The organism is Micromonospora sp. NBC_00860, assembly GCF_045207375.1.
GTDB lineage: Bacteria > Actinomycetota > Actinomycetes > Mycobacteriales > Micromonosporaceae > Micromonospora > Micromonospora vinacea.
The window spans coordinates 5,874,164-5,892,326 of record NZ_CP108825.1 but is presented as its reverse complement, the minus strand read 5'-3'; the positions used below and the strand labels follow the sequence as shown (position 1 = coordinate 5,892,326).

The following is an 18,163-nucleotide window of genomic DNA, read 5'->3' as shown; positions in this document are numbered from 1 at the left end:
CAGGGCTTCACCCGAGTGGCCAATGCCGCCTAGCCTGAAGGGCTCAGGCTAGGCGGAGGAGGGCGATGGCTGCTCAGGGACGTTCGTTCAGCGGGATGCGGGGTCTGGCCGCCGTCCCGTCGTACGTCGTCATGCAGCCCACCACCCTCTGCAACCTCGACTGCGCGTACTGCTACCTGCCGTTTCGGGCCGCCGACCGGCGGATGCCGGTGGCGGTGGCCGAAGCGGTGGCGGCAGCGGTCAACCCCTGGGCGGCGAACGGTCGCTTCTCGGTGGTGTGGCATGGCGGCGAGCCGCTGGCCGCCGGTCGAGAGCACCTGGCCGATCTGATCGCCCCGTTCGGGCCCGACGTCGAGCACCACGTGCAGACCAACGCCACCCTCATCGACGACGACTGGTGCGATTTCTTCGTCCGGCACGAGATGCGGGTGAGCGTGAGCGTCGACGGGCCCCGGGCGCGCAACGGTGACCGGGTCAACCGGGGCGGTCAGCCGGCGTACGACCGGATCCTGCACGGCATCTCGGCGCTGCGCCGGCGCGATCTGCCGTTCTCCGCGTTGGCAGTGGTGTCCCGGCCGGAGCCGGGGCTCGCCACCGAGCTGTACGACTACTTCCTCGAACTGGGCTGCGACGTGTTGGGCATCAACATCGAGGAGACCGAGGGGGTCAACACCCGCGACAACCGCCACGACCCGTCGGCGGTGTCCGCGTTCTGGGCGGAGTTGGTCGGGGCGTGGCGCCGGGAGCCCCGGATCCACCTCCGGGAGATCGAGTGGTCGTTGCGCTACGCCGCGGCGGTGCTCGACAACTCGGCGGACGGGGTGCTGCCCCGTCAACTGGACCCGATCCCGACGATCGGTCACGACGGCTCGGTGATCGTGCTCTCCCCGGAGTTGGCCGGTTTCACCGACCCCCGGTACGGCGACTTCAGCAGCGGCAACGTGTTGACCACCCCGCTGGCGCAGATCCTCGGCAACGCGGCGGCGACGCCCTGGGTGGAGGAGTTCCTGGCCGGGGTGGAGGCGTGTCGGGCGTCCTGCCCGTACTTCGGCTTCTGCGGTGGTGGCCATGCCGCCAACCGTTACTTCGAGCTGGGGCGTTTTGACGGTACGGAAACCGAGCACTGCCGCAACAGCAAGATCCGCCTATTGGAGGGAGTGTTGGAGCATGCCCGAGACCACGAGTCACCGGCGGCCTGAGCGCGAAGCGGACGACGGAGTCACCGAACGGGTGCGAGACGCGGCTCCCGCGCTCGTCGCGCTGCTCCAGGAGGCCGAGGACGCACGGCGGCTGCGCTCGGAGGTGTCGGGCGGAGACGGCTCCAGCGCGGTCTGTGCCTGGAACCACTTCGAGAACATCCCGACGTTCTACAACTGGAACAATCGCCCGCGCTGAGGGGAGCCGTTGTCAGGGGCCTGTCGAGCGGCCGGATGGCTCCGGTCGGGCCAGGCCCCTGATCGTCGGCGGCTGCACCTGCAGAGGACGTGCGTGAGCACGCGGGGGTTACCGCGTGCTCAGCTGCGTCGAGAGGTCAGCGGGTCGGACGGACCCAGGGATCCGGATCGTCGTCCGCGTGATCCTCATCATCGTCGTCGACGAACTCTTTCGAGTCGTCGTCGAAGTGGTGCTCAGACTTACCAGCACCCGCCAACTCGCGCTGCAAGGCGGTGAGGTCGGTGTTCGGGGAGTGGTACTTCAACTCCCGCGCCACCTTAGTCTGCTTGGCCTTAGCACGGCCGCGCCCCATGGCTCGACCCCCTCGCACAGAATGCGGGGCAGCCCGAAGGCGGGCCCCGATGACGTCAGGCATCTCTCGTGGCTCTTACGGTACATGGGGATGCCACCGTTCGGCACCTCGGGTTACCGTCAGCCGGCTCTGCGCGTCGCGTCGATCCGGCCGTCACCCAGTGTACCGGGTAAGGAGCGGAACGGTTAGCACCCGTGACACCGGACAAACCGCATCAAATTTGACCCGGGCTCAGCTTACCCAGCAACACCCAAGGCCGGGGGCCCGGAGGCGGATCTCGTCGATCCGCCCCCGGGGAACGCTCAGCGCAGGTGGATCGCCCGCAGCCGGCCGACGTCGGCCATCCGCCGCTCCGCCAGCCGGTCGGCGGCCACGGCCGGCGGCACGCCCTCAGCGTCGGCCAGGTGCAGGATCTCGCGGGTGGTGTCGTAGATCCGGGTCGCCCGCAGCTTGGCCCGGTCGAAGTTGAAGCCCTCGATCTCGTCGGCCACCTGGATGACGCCGCCCGCGTTGACCACGTAGTCCGGGGTGTAGAGGATGCCCCGGTCGGCCAGCAGCTTCTCGATGCCCGGGTGGGCGAGCTGGTTGTTCGCCGCACCGGTCACCACCTTGGCGCGCAACGCCGGCACCGTGTCGTCGTTCAGGGCGCCGCCCAGCGCGCACGGCGCGTACACGTCGAGGTCGGCGGCGACCAGCGCGCTGGAGTCGTCGACGAGGGTGACCTGCGGGTGGTTGGTGCGCACCCAGGCCAGCGCCTTCGGGTTGACGTCGGTGGCGACCACCTCGGCGCCGTCCTCCAGCAGGTGCCCCGTGAGGTACTTGCCGACCTTGCCCAGGCCGGCCACGCCGACCCGGCGGCCCCGCAGGCTCGGGGTGCCCCACACGTGCTCGGCCGCGGCCCGCATCCCCTGGAAGACACCCCAGGCGGTGAGGATCGACGAGTCGCCGGCACCGCCGTGCTCCACGCTGCGCCCGGTCACGTAGCGGGTCTCCCGGGCCACGACGTCCATGTCCGCCACGTAGGTGCCGACGTCGCAGGCGGTGTAGTAGCGGCCACCCAGCGACTCCACGAAGCGGCCGTACGCGCGCAGCAGCGCCTCGCTCTTGATCTGATCCGGGTCGCCCCAGATGACGGCCTTGCCGCCGCCCAGGTCCAGCCCGGCGAGCGCGTTCTTGTATGCCATCCCGCGGGACAGGTCCAGCACGTCGGCGAGGGCGTCGTCCTCGCTCGCGTACGGGTAGAAGCGGGTGCCGCCGAGCGCCGGGCCCAGCGCTGTGGAGTAGATCCCGATGATCGCCTTCAGGCCGCTCTGCTTGTCCTGGCAGAACACGACCTGTTCGTGACCGGTCGATACCGGGTCGTCGGTGCTCGCGAATACGCCCATTGTTGGCTCCTACTGTGGTGTGCGTCCTTGTGGGACACGGACCTGGTGGACCCCGGCGGGGATGCTGCCGGTGTGATCGAGCCTAGTATCGGCCGCCGGCCGGGCGCTCGACGCGCCACCGCCGTCCCACGTTGCGGCGCGCGTGCTCCGGCCGCTGAGCCCGTCCGGGCGTGGTTCGTGGGAGGATCGCGCGGTGCCGTCGCTCTTCGCTTCTTACCTGCGCGTGTACGAACCGTTGGCCGCCTTCGACCGAGACCGGCAGAGCTACTGGCGCCGCTACGTCTCGGAGGGGCGCGCGGTCGCCCCGGTCGAGGGGCCCGGTCGGCAGCGGACGGCGGTGATCGAGGCACTGGGAGCCGGCTGGACCCGGCTGCCGGACCTGCCGGAGGAGGCGTACGTCCTGGAGACGGACGACAGCCTGCTGGTCTGCCCCTGGAACCTGCGCATCCGGGTCGCCGAGGCGGCGCTCAGCGCCCGGGACGGGGTGCCGTCGGTGCTCGCCGACGCCTTCGTGCCGCCGGTGCTCGCCGGGCAGGCCAGGGCGGTGGTGGACGACTGGCGCAGTGGCGCCCGGGTGCTGGAGCACGGGGTGCCCCGGGTGCACGAGCAGATCGCCACCTGGGGCGTACCGCTGCGGTGGTTCGTGCTCTTCGACCCGGCGGAGCGGGACCTGGTCACCGAGCCGGGCCGGCGCGCGCTGCGCTATCGCACCGAGATCTCCAAGGCTCGACGCCGCTCGTCGCGGGCGCTGTCGGTGCTGCGCAAGTCGGTGGGCGAGGCGCCGATCACCGAGGCGGTGGAGGAGGCGGCCCGCTGGCTGGAGGAGTTCCATCCGCGGTCAGTGGTCGAGCTGGACTACGGCGGTCTGGTCGACCTGCTCTCCGACGAGACCCTCGCCGCGGACGACTCACCCGAGTTGGTTGCCGGTGGCCTCGCGGGGCTGTCGCGCGGCGAGGCCGAGGAGGCGTCGGCCGCGTACGACAAGTTGGTGGCCCGGTGGCGCGCGGTGCAGCTTTTGGAGCGGTGCAACTAGGGCATATCACCCTAGGAGCGCTCCCAAGGTGAGTTGTGCTCGTAGTTGACGCATCACGAACCGTGATCATGAGTCCGAATAAGGTAGTTTCTGCCGTGTAAAAGTCGTAAAAATCGGGCATGGTTCATCCGTCCGTCTAGGGACCTTCATCCGTTCGGCCCATGTCGGACATCGGGGACTAGCCGGACCATGGGAGACGCGTCGGCCGGCGGGACCCCGGCCGATGTCTATACATGTGGAGGAGTGACCGATGGCATCGCGAACGCACGAACCAGAGCCGCTACTCACGCCGGCCGAGGTGGCGTCGATGTTCCGGGTCGACCCGAAGACGGTGACCCGGTGGGCCAAGGCTGGCAAGCTCAGTGCCATCCGCACCCTGGGTGGCCACCGTCGGTACCGTGAGTCGGAGGTCAGGGCGCTGCTGCAGGGCCAGATCCCGCAGCAGCGGCAGGGCGACTGAGCCGGCGACAGTTTTTCGTCAGGGGCGGTGGATCTCGATCCACCGCCCCTTTCCATGCCCCGCCGAGCACGACGCCGACCGGAGTCAGCGCTGCGGCTCGGCCAACGTCACCCGGATGCCGACAGTGCCGCCCTCGCCGCGACGCAACCGGCTGCCCAGCAGGCTCAGCCGCCCGATCAGGCGGTACTTGTGCTTCAGCAGGTCGCGGACCCGGCCGGTGTCACCGCCCCCGTAGATCGTCGCGTGAGCCGGCACCTCCACCCCGTGTGGCCGACCCCGCACGTCGCAGGGCGCCACTGTCACCTCACCGTTGTGGCGGATCCGCTTCACCTTGCCCGAGTCGGCCCGGGTCCAGACCGCCAACGCCTCGCCGTCGCGTACCGCCCAGACCGGGGTCGGAACCGCCCGACCGTCCTTGCGGAAGGTCGTGAGCAGGATGTACTTCTCGGCCGACAGCCGGTCCAGCGTGGTCACGCCGCCAGGATACGACCGGCGCGGGCCACTGAATGGCCGGATAGCGTGAACGTCGTGACGGTTGAGCCTCTAATCGGTGACGTGATCGGCGAACTGCTGCGGGACACCCTCGCCGTGGCCACCGGGGTGGGTCCCCGGCCCCTGGTCGGCGGTCGACTGCCCCGACCGGTCATCGAGATCATCGAACGGGACGACGGCCTGATCAACGGCGCGCCGGCAGCGCACTACCTGGACGGGCCGGCGGAGTGGCAGCCGTACGACCACCGCGCGGTGGACCGTGCGTACGGCGAGACGCTGGACATCGGCACCGGGGCCGGCCGGATCGCGCTGCTGCTCCAGGAGCGTGGCGTACCGGTCACCGGGCTGGACACCTCCGCCGGTGCGCTGGAGGTGAGCCGGCGTCGCGGGGTCCGGCGGCTGGTGCACGGCACCGTCGACACGCACGTCGCCGACGGTCCGCAGTACGACACGTTCCTGCTGCTCGGCAACAACCTCGGGCTGTTCGAGGGGCGGGAGCGCGCTCCCGAGTTCCTGGCCGCGCTCGCCGCGCTGGCCCGACCCGGTGCGCAGATCATCGCGCAGGGCACCGACCCGTACGGCACCCGCGACCCGCTGCACACCGGCTACCACGAGCGCAACCGCCGACGCGGCCGGCTCGGTGGCCAGCTGCGGCTGCGGCTGCGCTACCGCGAGTTGAGCACCGAGTGGTTCGACTACCTGGTCTGCTCGGCGGACGAGTTCGCCGCTCTGGTGCACGGCACCGGTTGGCGGCTCACCGATGTGGACGACAGCGACGCCCCCTACTACCTGGCCACCCTGCGCCTCGTCGACTGAGCGAGGCCCCCGCTCTCCGCCGGGCGGAGAGCGGGGGCCGTCGTACGTCTCAGACCTGGACGGTCGGGGGGAGCTGCTCGGGCGGGAGGCCGCCGTCGCCGTCGACCACCTCGTCCGGCTGGCCGTCCTCGTCGATGTCGACCATGGTGATGTCCACCTTGCCGTCACCGTCGGTGTCGAACTGGAACAGGTCCGCCTTGCCGTCGCCGTCGGTGTCCACCACCCACACGTCGGTCTTGCCGTCGTTGTTGGTGTCGGCGCGCAGCAGTTCGACCCGCTCGTCGCCTCGGGTCTCCACGATCTCCCCGTCGGTGACGCTCTCCGGTGCCTGGCTCATGTCGATGCGGTCCTTCCCTCGGTTGACGGGCCGTCATTACCCGATCCGGCGCTCCCCCACGCATGGGCCGGGTCGTCGCGCTGTCTAGGGTCGCACCATGAGCGAGCGGAGCGGTCGGGAGACCCGGGCCGGCGTGGCGGGGACCCCGCGCGTCGGCGGGCGGGACAGGGAGGCGTGATGAGCGATCGTTTCGTGGTCGTGGGTGCCGGCACGATGGGGCTCGGCATCGCGTACGTGGCGGCCGGCGCCGGGCACGCCGTCGAGCTGGTCGAGGTGGACCCCGAGCGGGGTGCGGCCGCGCAGAACCGGCTCGCCGAGCTGTGGGAGCGGGCGGTGCAGCGCGGGAAGCTGAGCGCTGACGAGGCCGCCACCAACCGGCAGCGGGTGACGCTGCGTCCGACTCTCGCCGCTGTCGCTCCCGCCCCCCAGGTGATCGTGGAGGCGGTGCCGGAGCGCCTGGACCTGAAGCGGGCGGTGCTGCGGGACGCCGCCGCGCTGCGCCCGGAGCTGCTGGGCAGCAACACCTCCAGCATCGCCATCGGTGATCTGGCCGCCGAACTGGACGCGCCCGAGCACTTCCTCGGCCTGCACTTCTTCAACCCGGTCTGGGCGATGACGCTGCTGGAGATCGTGGTCGGCCCTGCCACCGCCGAGGAGACCACCGCCGCGGCCGTCGCGCTCGCCGGCCGGCTGGGCAAGGACCCCGTCGTCGTACGCGACATGCCCGGCTTCGCCACGTCCCGGCTCGGGGTCACCCTCGGGCTGGAGGCGATCCGGATGGTCGCCGACGAGGTGGCCAGCCCGGCGGACATCGACAAGGCCATGGTGCTCGGCTACCGGCATCCGATCGGGCCGTTGGAGCTCACCGACCTGGTCGGCCTCGACGTGCGGCTGGACATCGCCCGCACCCTCCAGGCCGCGTACGGGGACCGCTTCGCGCCGCCGCCGCTGCTGGTGGAGATGGTGGCCGCCGGGCGGCTGGGTAAGAAGTCCGGGCAGGGCTTCTACCGCTGGGAAGCCGGGGGCAAGCAGTGAGCGCGAGGATTGAGTTTGCGAGCCCCGCAGTCGCGAACGAAAGGTCGGCACAGTGAGTGGCTTGCGGATCGAGGAGCGGCCGGACCGGCTGGTGGTCACCCTGGACCGGCCGGAGAAGCGCAACGCCATCGACGCCGACCTGATCGCCGAGCTGCACCAGGTCTGCGCTGAGTTGGAGGCGCGCCCGCGCCTGCTGCTGCTCACCGGCGGCACGGCGGGCATCTTCGCCGGTGGTGCCGACATCGGCCAGCTGCGCGAACGGGGTCGCACGGACGCTCTCGCCGCGATCAACTCGGCCGCCTTCGCCCGCATCCGGGCGCTGCCGATGCCGACCGTGGCGGCCGTCGACGGCCCGGCGTTGGGCGGTGGCGCGGAGCTGGCGTACGCCTGCGATCTGCGGGTGTGCACGGCGCGGGCGGTCTTCGGCCAGCCGGAGGTGCGGTTGGGCATCCTGGCCGGCGCCGGCGCGACCCACCGACTGCCCGCGTTGATCGGCGAGGGCCGGGCCAAGGAACTGCTCTTCACCGGCCGGCGGGTGGACGCCACCGAGGCGCTGCGGATCGGCCTGGTGAACCGGGTGGTGGACGAGCCCGGTGAGCTGCTGACGGTGGCGCACGCGTTGCTGGACGAGATCGCTCTGGGCTCACCGTTGGCGATGCGGCTGACCAAGCTGGCGGTGGACGCGCCGGCCGCCGCGCACCCGCATCTGGACCTGGTCAGCCAGGCGGTGCTCTTCGAGGACGACGAGAAGCACCGCCGGATGACCGAGTTCCTGGAGCGTCGCCGGGCGCGCTGATCCACGTACCGAAAACGGCCGCACCGGCGGGAAGCCGGTGCGGCCGTCGTGGGTCTCGGGTCCTGCCTACTGCCGGATCTGCACCCCGGCGTCGGCCAGACCGCGGATCACCTGGGCGGACTCACCGAAACCAATGATCAGTACGGCGTCCGCGCCGAACTCCTTGATCTCCTTCGCGCCGCTGCTGAAGTCGACAGGCGCTGCCTTCGCGTCGGCCGGCGGCTCGTAGGTCATCAGCTTGAGCCGGTCGTTGGCGATGCCGGCCTTCTCCAACTCGTCACGGACGGTGCCCTGCAGGCCCTCACCGTAGGAGTCCTTGCGGGCGACGATGACGATCTTCTGTGACCCGTCGCGGAGGATCACGTCGGCCAGCGCCCGGCCCTGGAGGCTGTCCGGCGGGGCGGTGCGGAAGTAGAGGCCGTTGTCCTCCACGTCGGTCAGCCCGCTGTCGGTGTTGGACGGGGAGAAGAGGATCTTCCCGGCCTGCACCACGTCCGGCAGCACCGCCCGCGAGATACCCGAACCACCCGCGCCGATGATGACGCTGACGCCGTCCGTCACGTGCTTGGCCACCGTCGCCTTGGCCACCGCCGGGCTGGTGCCGTCGTCGCCGTCGAGCCAGGTGACCGGCTTGCCCAGTGCGCCACCGGCGGCGTTGATCTCCTTGATGGCCAGCGCGGCGCCGGCTGCCATCGGCGGGTAGGCGATCGCGAGGTCACCGGTCTTCGGCAGCAGGCCACCGAGGATCAGCGGTTCCTGGTCGGAGTCCCCACCCGAGCGCTGCTTCTTCGGCTTCGGCGGCGTCTTGGTGCTCGCCGCCGACTCGATGCCGGCTCCGACGAACTCGGTCTTGCCGTCGTTGATCTGCTGCCCGTCGAAGGTCAGCGTGGCGTAGCTCGCGGTGGCCGGCTCACCCTTGTCGGTGAAGCCCGCCCGGGTCAGCGACACGCTGCGGTACTCGATGTCCTGCCCGTTGCGGGCCAGCGCGAGACAGCTGGCTGTGTCTTCGCAGCGTTGCCCGTCGTTGGTCACGGCGACGATCTGCTTCGCGATGGCAGCCGGGTCGGTGCTTCCGGCCAGCTGAGCGGCGAGCACGGCGATCACCACCGCGTCGTACGTCTCCGCGGAGTACAGGTAGTCCGTCAGCGCCGGATTGACGGCCCGTAGCCGGCTCTTGAAGTCGTCCGGTAACGGGGTGAGCGGCGTGGTGCCCTTCATCCCGTCGACGAGACTGGCCCGTTCCTTCAACTCCGCAGGATAGGAGTTGAGCATGTTGCCATCCGTGCCGTAGAGGCGCACCTGTTGGGCGCTCGCCTCCTCGGGCTTGTCATCCCCGCAAGCGCTTGTGGCGAGCAGGATCGTCGCGCAGGCAGCCAGTGTGGCTACCCGCGAGCGGCGTGATACGAACATGGTCGTCCTTCCTCCGGCGAAGGTCCGCTGCGCACATTAGCGTGCCAAGGCCGGCGGCGGGACCGTGGAGGTGGCGTAATGCGCAGGTAGCTCGCGTTGAATACGGAGAGTGACGGTTGCCGGGAGGCTTGACCACCCGTCCTACTGTGCGCTGCGTGACCGACCTACCACAGCAGACGTTCGATGACGCGGCCGCCGTGCTCCGTTCGGCGCTCACCGGCGATGGAGACGCGGTGGTGGGAGCCTTCGACGCGGTCGTCGACCGGGCCGGCCTGGACGGCGCGTACGGGGTTGCCTGGTGCCTCGCCGCGACAATGCTCGGCGACGCGCCGGCGGCCAGCGGAGCGGCGCTCGACTTTCCGGGGATCGATCAGGCCGGGTACGACACCCGCTGGGTGGCCCGCTTCGTCAGCGCGTACGCGAATCGCGACGAACCGACCGGCGAGGCGCTGTTCGGCGCGGCGGCGGCGGACGGGCTGCTCCCCGACTGCCTGCTCACCCTCGCCGGTTCGACGATCGCCACCCTGCGCAGCCGCGCCGGGTGACGCGCCGACGGGTCGCGGCGTCCGTCGGGGGGCGGACGCCGCGACCGCGCGGGCCGGTCAGAAGGCGTGGTACGCGATCAGCGGTTCGTACTCGTACCGCAGGTTCTCGAAGCGGACCCGGAAGTTGACGCCGTCCCGGACGTTGGTCGCCACCGTGATCCAGCCCGAGTTGGCCGGCAGGTAGGTCCAGTAGTTGCAGGCGCTCGTCTTGTCCACGAAGATCACGCACGCTTCGGTGGCGTACACGCTCGCGTTACGGACGTTGATGTCGCGACAACGCGTCGTGGTGCGGTACTGGCCGGCCGAGCCGCCGTAGCGGCCGGTCTCGAAGTACGACCGGACCGCACCGCCGTAACAGGTGGCGAGCGGCGCGAACGCGTTCGGCCCGGAGCTGACCGGTGCGGTCGGGGTGAGTGGCTCCGCCTGCGCGGGCGTACCGGCGGAGAGCAGTGCGGTGGCCGTGGCGACGGCGAGCAGGCGAGCGGTCGGGGATGGCATCCGTTCGTTCCTCCCAAGCAGTTGTCTGACCGTCCGTGTCGGACTGATCATCTGGCCGTGACGATGATACGTATCGATCGATTGCGGCGTGGCCCCGATGATGTCCGGCCCGTGTGGTAGCTCTGTAGGCATGTCCGAGGCCATGCTCAGCAAGGTGCGCAAGCTGCTGGCCCAGGCCGAGGACCCGGCCTGCACGCCGGCCGAGTCGGCCGCGTTCACCGCCAAGGCGACCGAGCTGATCGCCCGCTACGGCGTCGACCGGGCGCTGCTCGCTGCCCGGGACCCGACCACCGACCCGGTCGGCGATCGAGTGCTGGACGTCGTCGCCCCGTACGCCCGCGACAAGGTCGGCCTGCTCGCCGCGGTCGCCGAGCCCCTGCGCTGCCGCTGCGTACGCCGTCGGCAGGGCAACGGCTTCGCCCTGCACCTCTTCGGCTTCACCAGCGACCTGGAACGGGTCGACCTGCTCTTCACCTCACTGCTCGTGCAGGCGGCGCACGGTCTGGCAGCCACCGAGGTGCCAGCGGACGACCATCCCGCCGCCTTCCGCCGCTCCTGGCTGGCCGGCTTCGCGGAGGTGGTCGGCGGCCGACTCTGGGCGGCCGAGACGGCGGCGGCCAGCGAGTCGGGCGCGCCGTCGATGGCGCTGGTGCTGGCTGACCGGTCCGACCGGGTGCAGCGCCGGCTCACCGAGGAGTACCCACGGCTGCGTACCGCACCGCCGCGCCGGTTGGGCGGCACCGGCTTCGGCTCCGGGGCGGAGGCCGGCCAACGCGCGAACCTCGGCGGTCGGGACCTCGGTGGGCCCGCTGCCGATCGGCGGCTGACCCGCTGACCCGCTGGGTCGTCAGGCCGTCGTGGTGGGGCGGTGGCGCGACACAGTGGCGACGTAACGGGTGAGCAGCTCGTGCCAGCCGGCGGTGAGCGCCTTGCGGTAACCCTCGGCAGCCTCGCCGTGCCGGTCGAAGTGCCGGTGCTCCAGCTCGACCCGGGTGTGTTCCGGCCCCTCGGAATGGAACAGCACCTCGACCTCGCTCGCGCGGGCCGGGTCCGGCACCGGCGCCCGGTCGGGGCCGATCTGCCAGACGAAGACCAGCCGGCGAGGCGGATCCCAGGTGAGCACCCGTCCCCAGTCGGCGCGGAAACCGTACGGGCCCACCTCGTAGAGCATGCCGCCGGCCCGCGGCTCCATGCCCAACTCGGCCAGCGCGTCCGGACCGGACCAGGTGTATTCGGTGACCCACCAGTCGGTCAGCTCGTCGGTGAAGACCGCGAACGCGTGCTCGACGGAGCCCGGGACGCGGAGCGTGCACCGGAGAGAGAACTGGCCGACGTCCTGCCGGATGTCGGCTGGATCAGTCAATTCCTGTCCCATAGGCCCGGACCATACCGGCTGATGCCTCGGTGTGCAGCTTCACACGGTGCCCAGTTCCAGACAGAGGGTCGCCGGGTCGTCACGGACGGGATGCCCCGCCGGAAAGCGGGTAACCGCGCCGAACGGCTCGGACGACCGGGCCGGTGTGCAGGCGGGGCGGGAGAGCATGAGCGAGAGCGGGCAGCAGCGGGAGCCGGACCGGCAGCAGCGGGAGCCGGACCGGAACGTCGACAGCGGGAACCCGGACGTCCTGCTCGACATTCCGAAGGTCTCCGTCGACTCCATCCGGCTGGCGGTCGACGGTCTGGAGGCCGACCTGTCGCTGCGGGCCCGGGTGGCCAACCTGCTCCAGGTCGACGCCGGCGTACGCGTGCACCTCAACGGCGGCGAGTTGAACATCGACGGGGTGAACGCCGAGGCGCAGCTGCGGGTGCGGCTGGAGCAGCTGACCAGGATCCTGGGCCGCGCGCTCGACACGCTCGACCACAACCCGCACATCATCGAGGCGCTCGCGCGCACGGCCGGCACCGCCCTCGACGACGTGAACCGCAGCGCCCAGCAGCTGGCCACGGACGCGGCCGACGTCACGACGTCGAGTCGGCGCTTGGGCGGCGTACGCGACGAGCCGGAACGGCAGGTCGGCGCGGCCAGCCCGGTGGCCGACCGCGACCGACTGGCTTCCGCTCGGCCGGATCCAGGTCTGCCGGGCCCAGATCGGCCGGGCGCTGGCCGGCCGGGTGGGGGTCGGCCGGGTGGGGGTCGGTCGGGGGCAGGCTCTGTCGGCTCGGAACGAGGTGCTGGAGGACCCGGGCCGCGAGCTGGCGGCCCGGGGTCAGCGGACCAGGCGCAACCGCAGGGCCAGCACGCGCAGGGCCAGCATCCTCAAGGGCGGCAGCAGGAGGGCCGTGAGCCGGAGGTCGGCGCTCCAGGCGGCAACCGCCCGGAAGGCCAACGGCACGAGGGACCGCGTCACGACGAGGAGAAGCGGCTCGAAGGCTCGGGCGACGGGAAGCGCCCGGGAGCGGCAGGCCGGGACCAGCAGCGCCCCGAGGGACCGGCGGAGGGGGCGGGAGGGTCGGCCGCGAACCAGCCCGGTCGGTCGGCTGGGCCCAGCCCGAGCCCGTCCGGGCATGGCGACGGTGGTCTGCCGGCCGCGGCGCAAAGCGCAGCCCAGAGCGCGGCGCAACTCGCCGAGCAGGCGGGGGAGACGCTGCGACAGGCTGGACGCAGCGTGTGGGAGGCGATCCAGGGCAGCGTGGCGCAGCACCGCCCGCAGGGTCGGCGCGACCACTGACACCCGGCCATCGTGCGTCACCGTCTGCCGCACAGCCGCCACGCAGAAGCCCTCCGCGCTCGTACCAGGGCGTGATCGACTCGGTTTCCTTGAAATCGCGGTGTCGCGAGCGCTGGGATGCCCCGACATCAGGGAAGTCGAGTCGATCACGCGGTCAGGTCAGAAGCCTGGTCCGCGCCAGCGGGAGCCCAGCACCGCTGCCTCGATGCGGAGCAGCAGGCCCGCGATCACCAGCAGGGCGCCGGACACGAGAAACTCGCCGCTGGAATTGACGCCGCTCAGGCCCATGACGAAGAGGGCGCCGCCGACAACGGCGCCGAGGGTTCCGATGGTTTCGACGGTCCCGCCAGGCCTTTTGTCCACGGGCGGGAGCGTAGGTGCGGACGATGAACGCGGGTCGACGATGAGCTGTCGACCAGGGGGTCGGCCAAGTACCGGAAAAGCAAGATCCCCACCTGCGTTTCCGCTGGCGGGGACCTCTGTAGCCCGGCGAAAGGCTATGTGGCCAGGGGCGGGGTCGAACCGCCGACCTTCCGATTTTCAGTCGGACGCTCGTACCAACTGAGCTACCTGGCCGTGTCGCTCGGCTCATGTTACCCGGCAACCGGACGAACCGGCGGCAAGGCGACCTGCTCCGATACGCAGAACGCCGCGCGGGGCGCGGCGTCAGCGCTGCGGTCCTGACGGGACTTGAACCCGCGACCTCCGCCTTGACAGGGCGGCGAGCACTCCAACTGCTCCACAGGACCTAGCTTGTGTTGCTCCGGCTTGCGCCGGTCTTGCCTTGCTCCGGCTTACGCCGGTCGTGCCCCCAACGGGATTCGAACCCGTGCTACCGCCTTGAAAGGGCGGCGTCCTGGGCCGCTAGACGATGAGGGCGGCCCCGCCATCATTGCACATTCGCAACTTCAAGCGGACTTGCTCCCATCCGGCCCCGCCGGAGGCTTGGAAAGCATACGTGATGCCCCGTCGGTCGACAAAATCGGTATCCGCAAGGGGGTGGGGCGGGCCATAACCGCAGGTCAGAGCGGTTCTAGCGGAGCCGGGTGATGCCGAAGCGCTTCTTCAGGTCGGCGATCAACTTGGGGCACGCGGCGAGCGTCGCGGCCCGATTTCCGCCCCCGTCGTGCAGGAGAACGATGCCACCGGGGCGGGTGGCGGTGTGGACCCGCTTGCCGATGGTGGCCGCGGTCGGCTTGTCCCAGTCCTGCGGGTCGACCGACCAGTGCAGCGGACGCATGCCGAGGTCCTTGGCCACCCCGAGCACCTCCGACGTCCACCGGCCGCCCGGCTGCCGGTAGAACGACACCTTCGCGCCGGGGGCGGCCTTCTGGATGGCCTTGTTGGTGCGGTCCAGGTCGGCCCGGATCTCGCCGACGGGTCGCCGGGCAAGATCGAGGTCGTGTCGCCAGCTGTGGTTGCAGAGCTGGTGTCCCTCCCGGACGATCCGTCGGACCAGCTCCGGGTGGCGCTGCACCTCGCGACCGACGACGCAGAAGGTAGCTGTCACCTTGGCGGCCTTCAGCTGGTCGAGCACCTTGGGCGTCCAGGCCGGGTTGGGCCCGTCGTCGAACGTCAGGGCCACCGGGCGTACGCCGGTGTTGCGACCCAGGCCGGCGGGGAGCTTGGCCGGCAGCGGCCGCAGTGGCGGCTTGGCCGGCTTGGTGGCGCTGGGGTGCGGCTTCGGGGTGGGCGGTGTGGTCGATTCCACCGGCCGTGGCGCGGCGGCGATGGTGTGGTCCGGTTGGGCACAGCCGGACAGGACCAGCGCCACGGCGAGGACGGACGCCAGGACGGCGCGGGCTTGCATCTGCTCGCTCCCGGGGGGTCGGGGTAGGCGGACCCGCCCGACGGTAGTTCACGCCGCCTGCCGGCGACAGTGCGATCAATCACGCCTCGACTGGTCCAGGGAGTCGCGGACGGCGGCGGAGAGCGAGACCGCCTCGGCCAGGTCGACCGGTCGTACCACCCCGGCGGGCAGCGTGTCGGCTCGCCAGCCGGGGCCGGCGGCGAGCACCAGCAACGGGCGTCGGGGTGCGGCGAGCAGTGCGCTGAGTTGGGTCGGGTCGGCTGTGGCCCGGGTGTGCGACCAGAGCACCACGGCGGCCGGTCCGGTCCGGTTGACCGCCTCGACGAGAGCGGCCACCGGCACTCGGGCGCCGAGCATCCGGTAGCTGACGCCGGCCTCGGCGAGAGCTGCCGCCAACGCCTCCAGCGGCAGTGTGTGCTGCTCCTCGTCGGCGCAGGAGAGCAGGATCCGGGCCGGCCCGGTGGGGACCTTGGCCCGACTGGCCGCCGCGAGAGCCTCCGAGACGCAGCGGGACACCAGGTGTTCCACCTCGATCAGCCCGGCGGTGGCGGCGTGCCGTTCGCCGATGCCGGCGAGCACCGGGCGCAGCAGGCCCTCCCAGGTGGCGACGACCCCGCTGGCGGCCAGCGCGTGCGCGATCGTTTCGCTGATCGCCGCCGCGTCCAGTCGCATGGCGGCCCGGGCCAGTCCACGGGCGGCCGGGCCGGCACGGCCGACCGGGATGGAGCCGCCGCCGTCACGGCCCGTCGGATGGAGCCGGGTGGGGGCGACGACGCCGGTGCCGTTGGGCGTCGGATCCGGTGCCTGGCGGGCCCAGCGGGCCGCCTCGGCGGGGCTCACCCCCTCGGCGGTGAGTCGTCGCATGATCTCGAGGCGGGCCAGGTCGCTGGGTGTGTACCGGCGGTGGTGACCGGGGATGTGTTCGCTGGGCCCGAGCCCGTAGCGCTGGTGCCAGGTGCGCAGGGTCGTCACCGCGACCCCCAGCCGGCGTGCGACAGCGCCCGCGCTCAGCGCCTCATCGACCACCCGACCGCTCCGCCGTGTCATCCGCCGAAGATCCGGGCGGGGTCATGGCCGGGCCGGTTGCGCCCGACCCGGACCCCGAGGGGCGTAGCAGCCGGTTCACCACCCCGCCCAGCCAGGGCGCGTACGACCGGGGGTCACGCTGCAGATCGGCCTCCAGCGCGGTGGGGTCGGCCCACCGCAGCTCGGCCACCTCCTCCGGGTCCGGCAGGAGCGGGGCGCTGGGCAGGAACTCGCCTCGCAGCACGTGGTCGTACTCGAACTCGACCCGGCCGGTCGCCGGGTCCTCGGCGTAGTAGACGTAGATGCCGACTTCGGTCAGCTCGACCGGGCCCGCGCCCAACTCCTCGCTCAGCCGTCGGTTGGCCGCCTCGGCGAGCGACTCCCCGGGCTGGGGGTGACCGCAGCAGGAGTTCGCCCAGCGCAGCGGGAACCGGGTCTTGATGGCGGCTCGGCGCTGGAGCAGTACCTGGCCGTCCGGGTCCACCAGCAACACCGAGAAGGCCCGGTGCAGCTGCCCCGGGGGTTGGTGCGCGGCGGCGACGGTCGTCTCGCCGTGGGCCTTGCCGGTCTCGTCGACGAGTTCGACGAGGTGCTTCTCACGGCTGCTCATCGGCCTTCCCCGGTGATCCGGCCGGCGGCGAGCTTGCCGGAGATGAGCACCATCGGCACGCCGACGCCGGGTTGGGTCCCGGAGCCGACGAAGACCACGTTCGACAGGTCGCGGTGCAGGTTGGACGGGCGGAACGGGCCGGTCTGGAAGAGCGTGTGCGCGGCGGCGAACGGGGTGCCAGCGGCCATTCCCTGCTCCTCCCACTCGGCGGGGGTGATCGCCCGGAGCACCTCGACCCCGTCACCGAAGCCGACGTAGCCGCGTTCCTCAAGGGTGCCGATCAGCTGGTCGGTGTAGCGCTGGGTGAGGTCGCCGCGCCACTCGAACGGCGCCCGGTGCAGGTTGGGCACCGGGGCGAGCACGTAGTAGGTGTGCCGGTCCGGCGGGGCCACCGCGGGGTCGGTCCGGCTCGGGTTGGTCACCAGGAGCGACGGATCGGTCATCAGCTCACCCCGTCGGATGACCTCATCGAAGGTGCCCTTCCACGCGCGTCCGAAATGGATGTTGTGATGGGCGATCTTCGCATAGGCCTGTCGGGAGCCGACGTGCAGAACGACGCAGGACGGCGAGTAGGTGAGCCGGCGCTGCGGCGCGGCGGGGAGCAGGTCCCGGTAGGCGACCGGCAGGTCGGGGTTGAGCACCACCACGTCCGCCGGCACCAGGTCGCCGTCGGCGGTGAGTACGCCGGTGGCGCGGCCGTTCACGGTCTCCACCCGGGTCACAGTGGTGTCGTACCGGATCTGCACTCCGTGTTTCTCGGCCGCGCCGGCCATCGCCCTGGAGACCGCGTGGATGCCACCGCGGGGGAAGTAGACGCCGGCCACCGAGTCGAGGTACGCGATGACCGCGTAGATGGCCAGCGCGTCGTGCGGCGCGAGGCCGGCGTACATCGCCTGGAAGGAGAAGATCCGCTGGGTACGCGGGTCCCGGAAGAACTGGTTGATCTTCGTCTGGAGGTGCCGGAAGGCCCCGCCGCTGAGCAGCTTGAGCAGGTTGCCGGTGATCAGGTCGGTCGGCGCGTCCAGGTTGCGCTCGATGAAGTCGGTGCGCTCCAGCCGCCACAGCTCCCGCGCGTACTCGACGAAACGCAGGTAGCCGTCGGCCTCCCGGGGACCGCAGACCCGGGAGATCTCGGCCGCCATCCGGGTGGTGTCGGTGAGCACGTCGAGGGTCGAGCCGTCCGGGTAGTAGGCCCGGTAGGCGGGGTCGAGCGGGGTCAGGTCGAGCCAGTCGTGCAGCTCCTCGCCGACCGCGCCGAGCGCCTCGGCGATCAGGTCGGGCATGGTGAGCACTGTCGGGCCGGTGTCGAACTCGTAGCCGTCCAGGCCGAGGCGTCCGGCCCGCCCGCCGGGCACCGGTTCACGCTCCAGCACTGTCACCTGTCGACCGCTGCCGGCCAGGTGCAGCGCGCAGGAGAGCCCGCCCAGCCCGGCACCGACGACCACCACCCGGTCCGTCCGTCCTGTCACCGTCCGCACGTGACCACCTCCTTGC

Annotated in this window: 22 protein-coding genes and 3 tRNA genes; 10 read left to right on the top strand and 15 right to left on the bottom strand. The window is 71.4% G+C overall.

Going from position 1 to position 18,163, the window contains the following annotated elements; translation table 11 throughout:
• Positions 1-95: 95 nt before the first annotated feature.
• Together amcB and amcA are read left to right on the top strand one after the other, a co-directional pair.
• Positions 96-1,199, top strand: a complete 1,104-nt coding sequence (gene amcB / locus OH804_RS27150; protein ID WP_406066686.1) for a cyclophane-forming radical SAM peptide maturase AmcB — start codon at positions 96-98, stop codon at positions 1,197-1,199.
• Positions 1,168-1,395: a multiple cyclophane-containing RiPP AmcA gene (gene amcA, locus OH804_RS27145; RefSeq protein WP_124821604.1), complete on the top strand. Its 228-nt coding sequence runs from the start codon at positions 1,168-1,170 to the stop codon at positions 1,393-1,395. Before amcB ends, amcA begins: the two co-directional genes overlap by 32 nt.
• Positions 1,396-1,531: 136 nt before the next feature.
• On the opposite strand, the gene OH804_RS27140 is transcribed toward amcA, so the two are convergent.
• Both OH804_RS27140 and OH804_RS27135 read right to left on the bottom strand, forming a co-directional pair.
• The gene (locus OH804_RS27140) at positions 1,532-1,747 is read right to left on the bottom strand and encodes a DUF3073 domain-containing protein (RefSeq protein ID WP_030332207.1); all 216 of its coding nucleotides are present in this window, start codon (positions 1,745-1,747) and stop codon (positions 1,532-1,534) included.
• A gap of 302 nt (positions 1,748-2,049) precedes the next feature.
• Positions 2,050-3,132: a Leu/Phe/Val dehydrogenase gene (locus OH804_RS27135; RefSeq protein ID WP_406060355.1), complete on the bottom strand. Its 1,083-nt coding sequence runs from the start codon at positions 3,130-3,132 to the stop codon at positions 2,050-2,052.
• Between the two features lie 193 nt (positions 3,133-3,325).
• Between OH804_RS27135 and OH804_RS27130 the strand changes: the two genes are divergently transcribed.
• Both OH804_RS27130 and OH804_RS27125 read left to right on the top strand, forming a co-directional pair.
• Positions 3,326-4,165, top strand: a complete 840-nt coding sequence (locus tag OH804_RS27130) for a hypothetical protein (protein WP_196920533.1) — start codon at positions 3,326-3,328, stop codon at positions 4,163-4,165.
• A gap of 250 nt (positions 4,166-4,415) precedes the next feature.
• Positions 4,416-4,625: a BldC family transcriptional regulator gene (locus OH804_RS27125; protein WP_007073996.1), complete on the top strand. Its 210-nt coding sequence runs from the start codon at positions 4,416-4,418 to the stop codon at positions 4,623-4,625.
• An 84-nt stretch (positions 4,626-4,709) separates the two neighbouring features.
• Here OH804_RS27125 and OH804_RS27120 read toward each other — a convergent pair whose 3' ends face one another.
• Entirely contained in the window at positions 4,710-5,099 is a 390-nt protein-coding gene (locus OH804_RS27120) for a PPOX class F420-dependent oxidoreductase (protein ID WP_196920534.1), read from the bottom strand.
• 54 nt (positions 5,100-5,153) lie between these two features.
• Between OH804_RS27120 and OH804_RS27115 the strand changes: the two genes are divergently transcribed.
• Positions 5,154-5,933, top strand: a complete 780-nt coding sequence (locus tag OH804_RS27115; protein WP_196920535.1) for a bifunctional 2-polyprenyl-6-hydroxyphenol methylase/3-demethylubiquinol 3-O-methyltransferase UbiG — start codon at positions 5,154-5,156, stop codon at positions 5,931-5,933.
• Positions 5,934-5,982: 49 nt separating this feature from the next.
• Here the strand turns inward: OH804_RS27115 and OH804_RS27110 are convergent, their stop codons facing one another.
• A complete protein-coding gene (locus OH804_RS27110) occupies positions 5,983-6,270 on the bottom strand; it encodes a hypothetical protein (protein ID WP_091396025.1) in 288 nt (95 codons plus the stop codon).
• Positions 6,271-6,447: 177 nt separating this feature from the next.
• On the opposite strand from OH804_RS27110, the gene OH804_RS27105 reads away from it, so the two are divergent.
• Both OH804_RS27105 and OH804_RS27100 read left to right on the top strand, forming a co-directional pair.
• Entirely contained in the window at positions 6,448-7,305 is an 858-nt protein-coding gene (locus OH804_RS27105) for a 3-hydroxyacyl-CoA dehydrogenase family protein (protein WP_196920536.1), read from the top strand.
• Positions 7,306-7,357: 52 nt separating this feature from the next.
• Complete coding sequence (locus OH804_RS27100; protein ID WP_196920537.1) at positions 7,358-8,101, top strand: enoyl-CoA hydratase/isomerase family protein; 744 nt, start codon at positions 7,358-7,360, stop codon at positions 8,099-8,101.
• 66 nt (positions 8,102-8,167) lie between these two features.
• On the opposite strand, the gene OH804_RS27095 is transcribed toward OH804_RS27100, so the two are convergent.
• Positions 8,168-9,511, bottom strand: a complete 1,344-nt coding sequence (locus OH804_RS27095; protein WP_196920538.1) for an ABC transporter substrate-binding protein — start codon at positions 9,509-9,511, stop codon at positions 8,168-8,170.
• 155 nt (positions 9,512-9,666) lie between these two features.
• Between OH804_RS27095 and OH804_RS27090 the strand changes: the two genes are divergently transcribed.
• Positions 9,667-10,056 (top strand): hypothetical protein, encoded by a 390-nt coding sequence (locus tag OH804_RS27090; protein ID WP_091396011.1) that lies wholly within the window; start codon positions 9,667-9,669, stop codon positions 10,054-10,056.
• Between the two features lie 57 nt (positions 10,057-10,113).
• On the opposite strand, the gene OH804_RS27085 is transcribed toward OH804_RS27090, so the two are convergent.
• On the bottom strand, positions 10,114-10,554 hold the full coding sequence (locus OH804_RS27085) for a hypothetical protein (RefSeq protein ID WP_196920539.1): 441 nt from the start codon (positions 10,552-10,554) through the stop codon (positions 10,114-10,116).
• A gap of 130 nt (positions 10,555-10,684) precedes the next feature.
• Here OH804_RS27085 and OH804_RS27080 point away from each other — a divergent pair, with 130 nt between their 5' ends.
• Positions 10,685-11,389 carry a DUF2786 domain-containing protein gene (locus OH804_RS27080; protein ID WP_196920540.1) on the top strand — a complete coding sequence of 235 codons (705 nt, stop codon included), beginning with the start codon at positions 10,685-10,687 and terminating at the stop codon, positions 11,387-11,389.
• Between the two features lie 12 nt (positions 11,390-11,401).
• Here OH804_RS27080 and OH804_RS27075 read toward each other — a convergent pair whose 3' ends face one another.
• On the bottom strand, positions 11,402-11,929 hold the full coding sequence (locus tag OH804_RS27075; protein ID WP_196920541.1) for an SRPBCC family protein: 528 nt from the start codon (positions 11,927-11,929) through the stop codon (positions 11,402-11,404).
• A 166-nt stretch (positions 11,930-12,095) separates the two neighbouring features.
• Here OH804_RS27075 and OH804_RS27070 point away from each other — a divergent pair, with 166 nt between their 5' ends.
• The gene (locus OH804_RS27070) at positions 12,096-13,223 is read left to right on the top strand and encodes a hypothetical protein (RefSeq protein ID WP_196925109.1); all 1,128 of its coding nucleotides are present in this window, start codon (positions 12,096-12,098) and stop codon (positions 13,221-13,223) included.
• A gap of 159 nt (positions 13,224-13,382) precedes the next feature.
• Here OH804_RS27070 and OH804_RS27065 read toward each other — a convergent pair whose 3' ends face one another.
• The 8 genes from OH804_RS27065 to crtI form a co-directional block, all read right to left on the bottom strand.
• Positions 13,383-13,586 carry a hypothetical protein gene (locus tag OH804_RS27065; protein WP_196920542.1) on the bottom strand — a complete coding sequence of 68 codons (204 nt, stop codon included), beginning with the start codon at positions 13,584-13,586 and terminating at the stop codon, positions 13,383-13,385.
• Positions 13,587-13,725: 139 nt separating this feature from the next.
• A tRNA-Phe gene (locus OH804_RS27060) sits at positions 13,726-13,799 on the bottom strand.
• Between the two features lie 99 nt (positions 13,800-13,898).
• Positions 13,899-13,972 (bottom strand) — tRNA-Asp (locus tag OH804_RS27055).
• A gap of 57 nt (positions 13,973-14,029) precedes the next feature.
• Positions 14,030-14,102: transfer RNA gene (locus tag OH804_RS27050), tRNA-Glu, on the bottom strand.
• Between the two features lie 154 nt (positions 14,103-14,256).
• Positions 14,257-15,033 carry a polysaccharide deacetylase family protein gene (locus OH804_RS27045; RefSeq protein WP_406060349.1) on the bottom strand — a complete coding sequence of 259 codons (777 nt, stop codon included), beginning with the start codon at positions 15,031-15,033 and terminating at the stop codon, positions 14,257-14,259.
• 75 nt (positions 15,034-15,108) lie between these two features.
• Entirely contained in the window at positions 15,109-16,059 is a 951-nt protein-coding gene (locus OH804_RS27040; RefSeq protein ID WP_196924724.1) for a MerR family transcriptional regulator, read from the bottom strand.
• Positions 16,049-16,669 (bottom strand): isopentenyl-diphosphate Delta-isomerase, encoded by a 621-nt coding sequence (gene idi, locus OH804_RS27035; protein WP_196920544.1) that lies wholly within the window; start codon positions 16,667-16,669, stop codon positions 16,049-16,051. Before idi ends, OH804_RS27040 begins: the two co-directional genes overlap by 11 nt.
• Positions 16,666-18,147 (bottom strand): phytoene desaturase family protein, encoded by a 1,482-nt coding sequence (crtI, locus tag OH804_RS27030; RefSeq protein WP_406060347.1) that lies wholly within the window; start codon positions 18,145-18,147, stop codon positions 16,666-16,668. Before crtI ends, idi begins: the two co-directional genes overlap by 4 nt.
• Positions 18,148-18,163 lie beyond the last annotated feature (16 nt).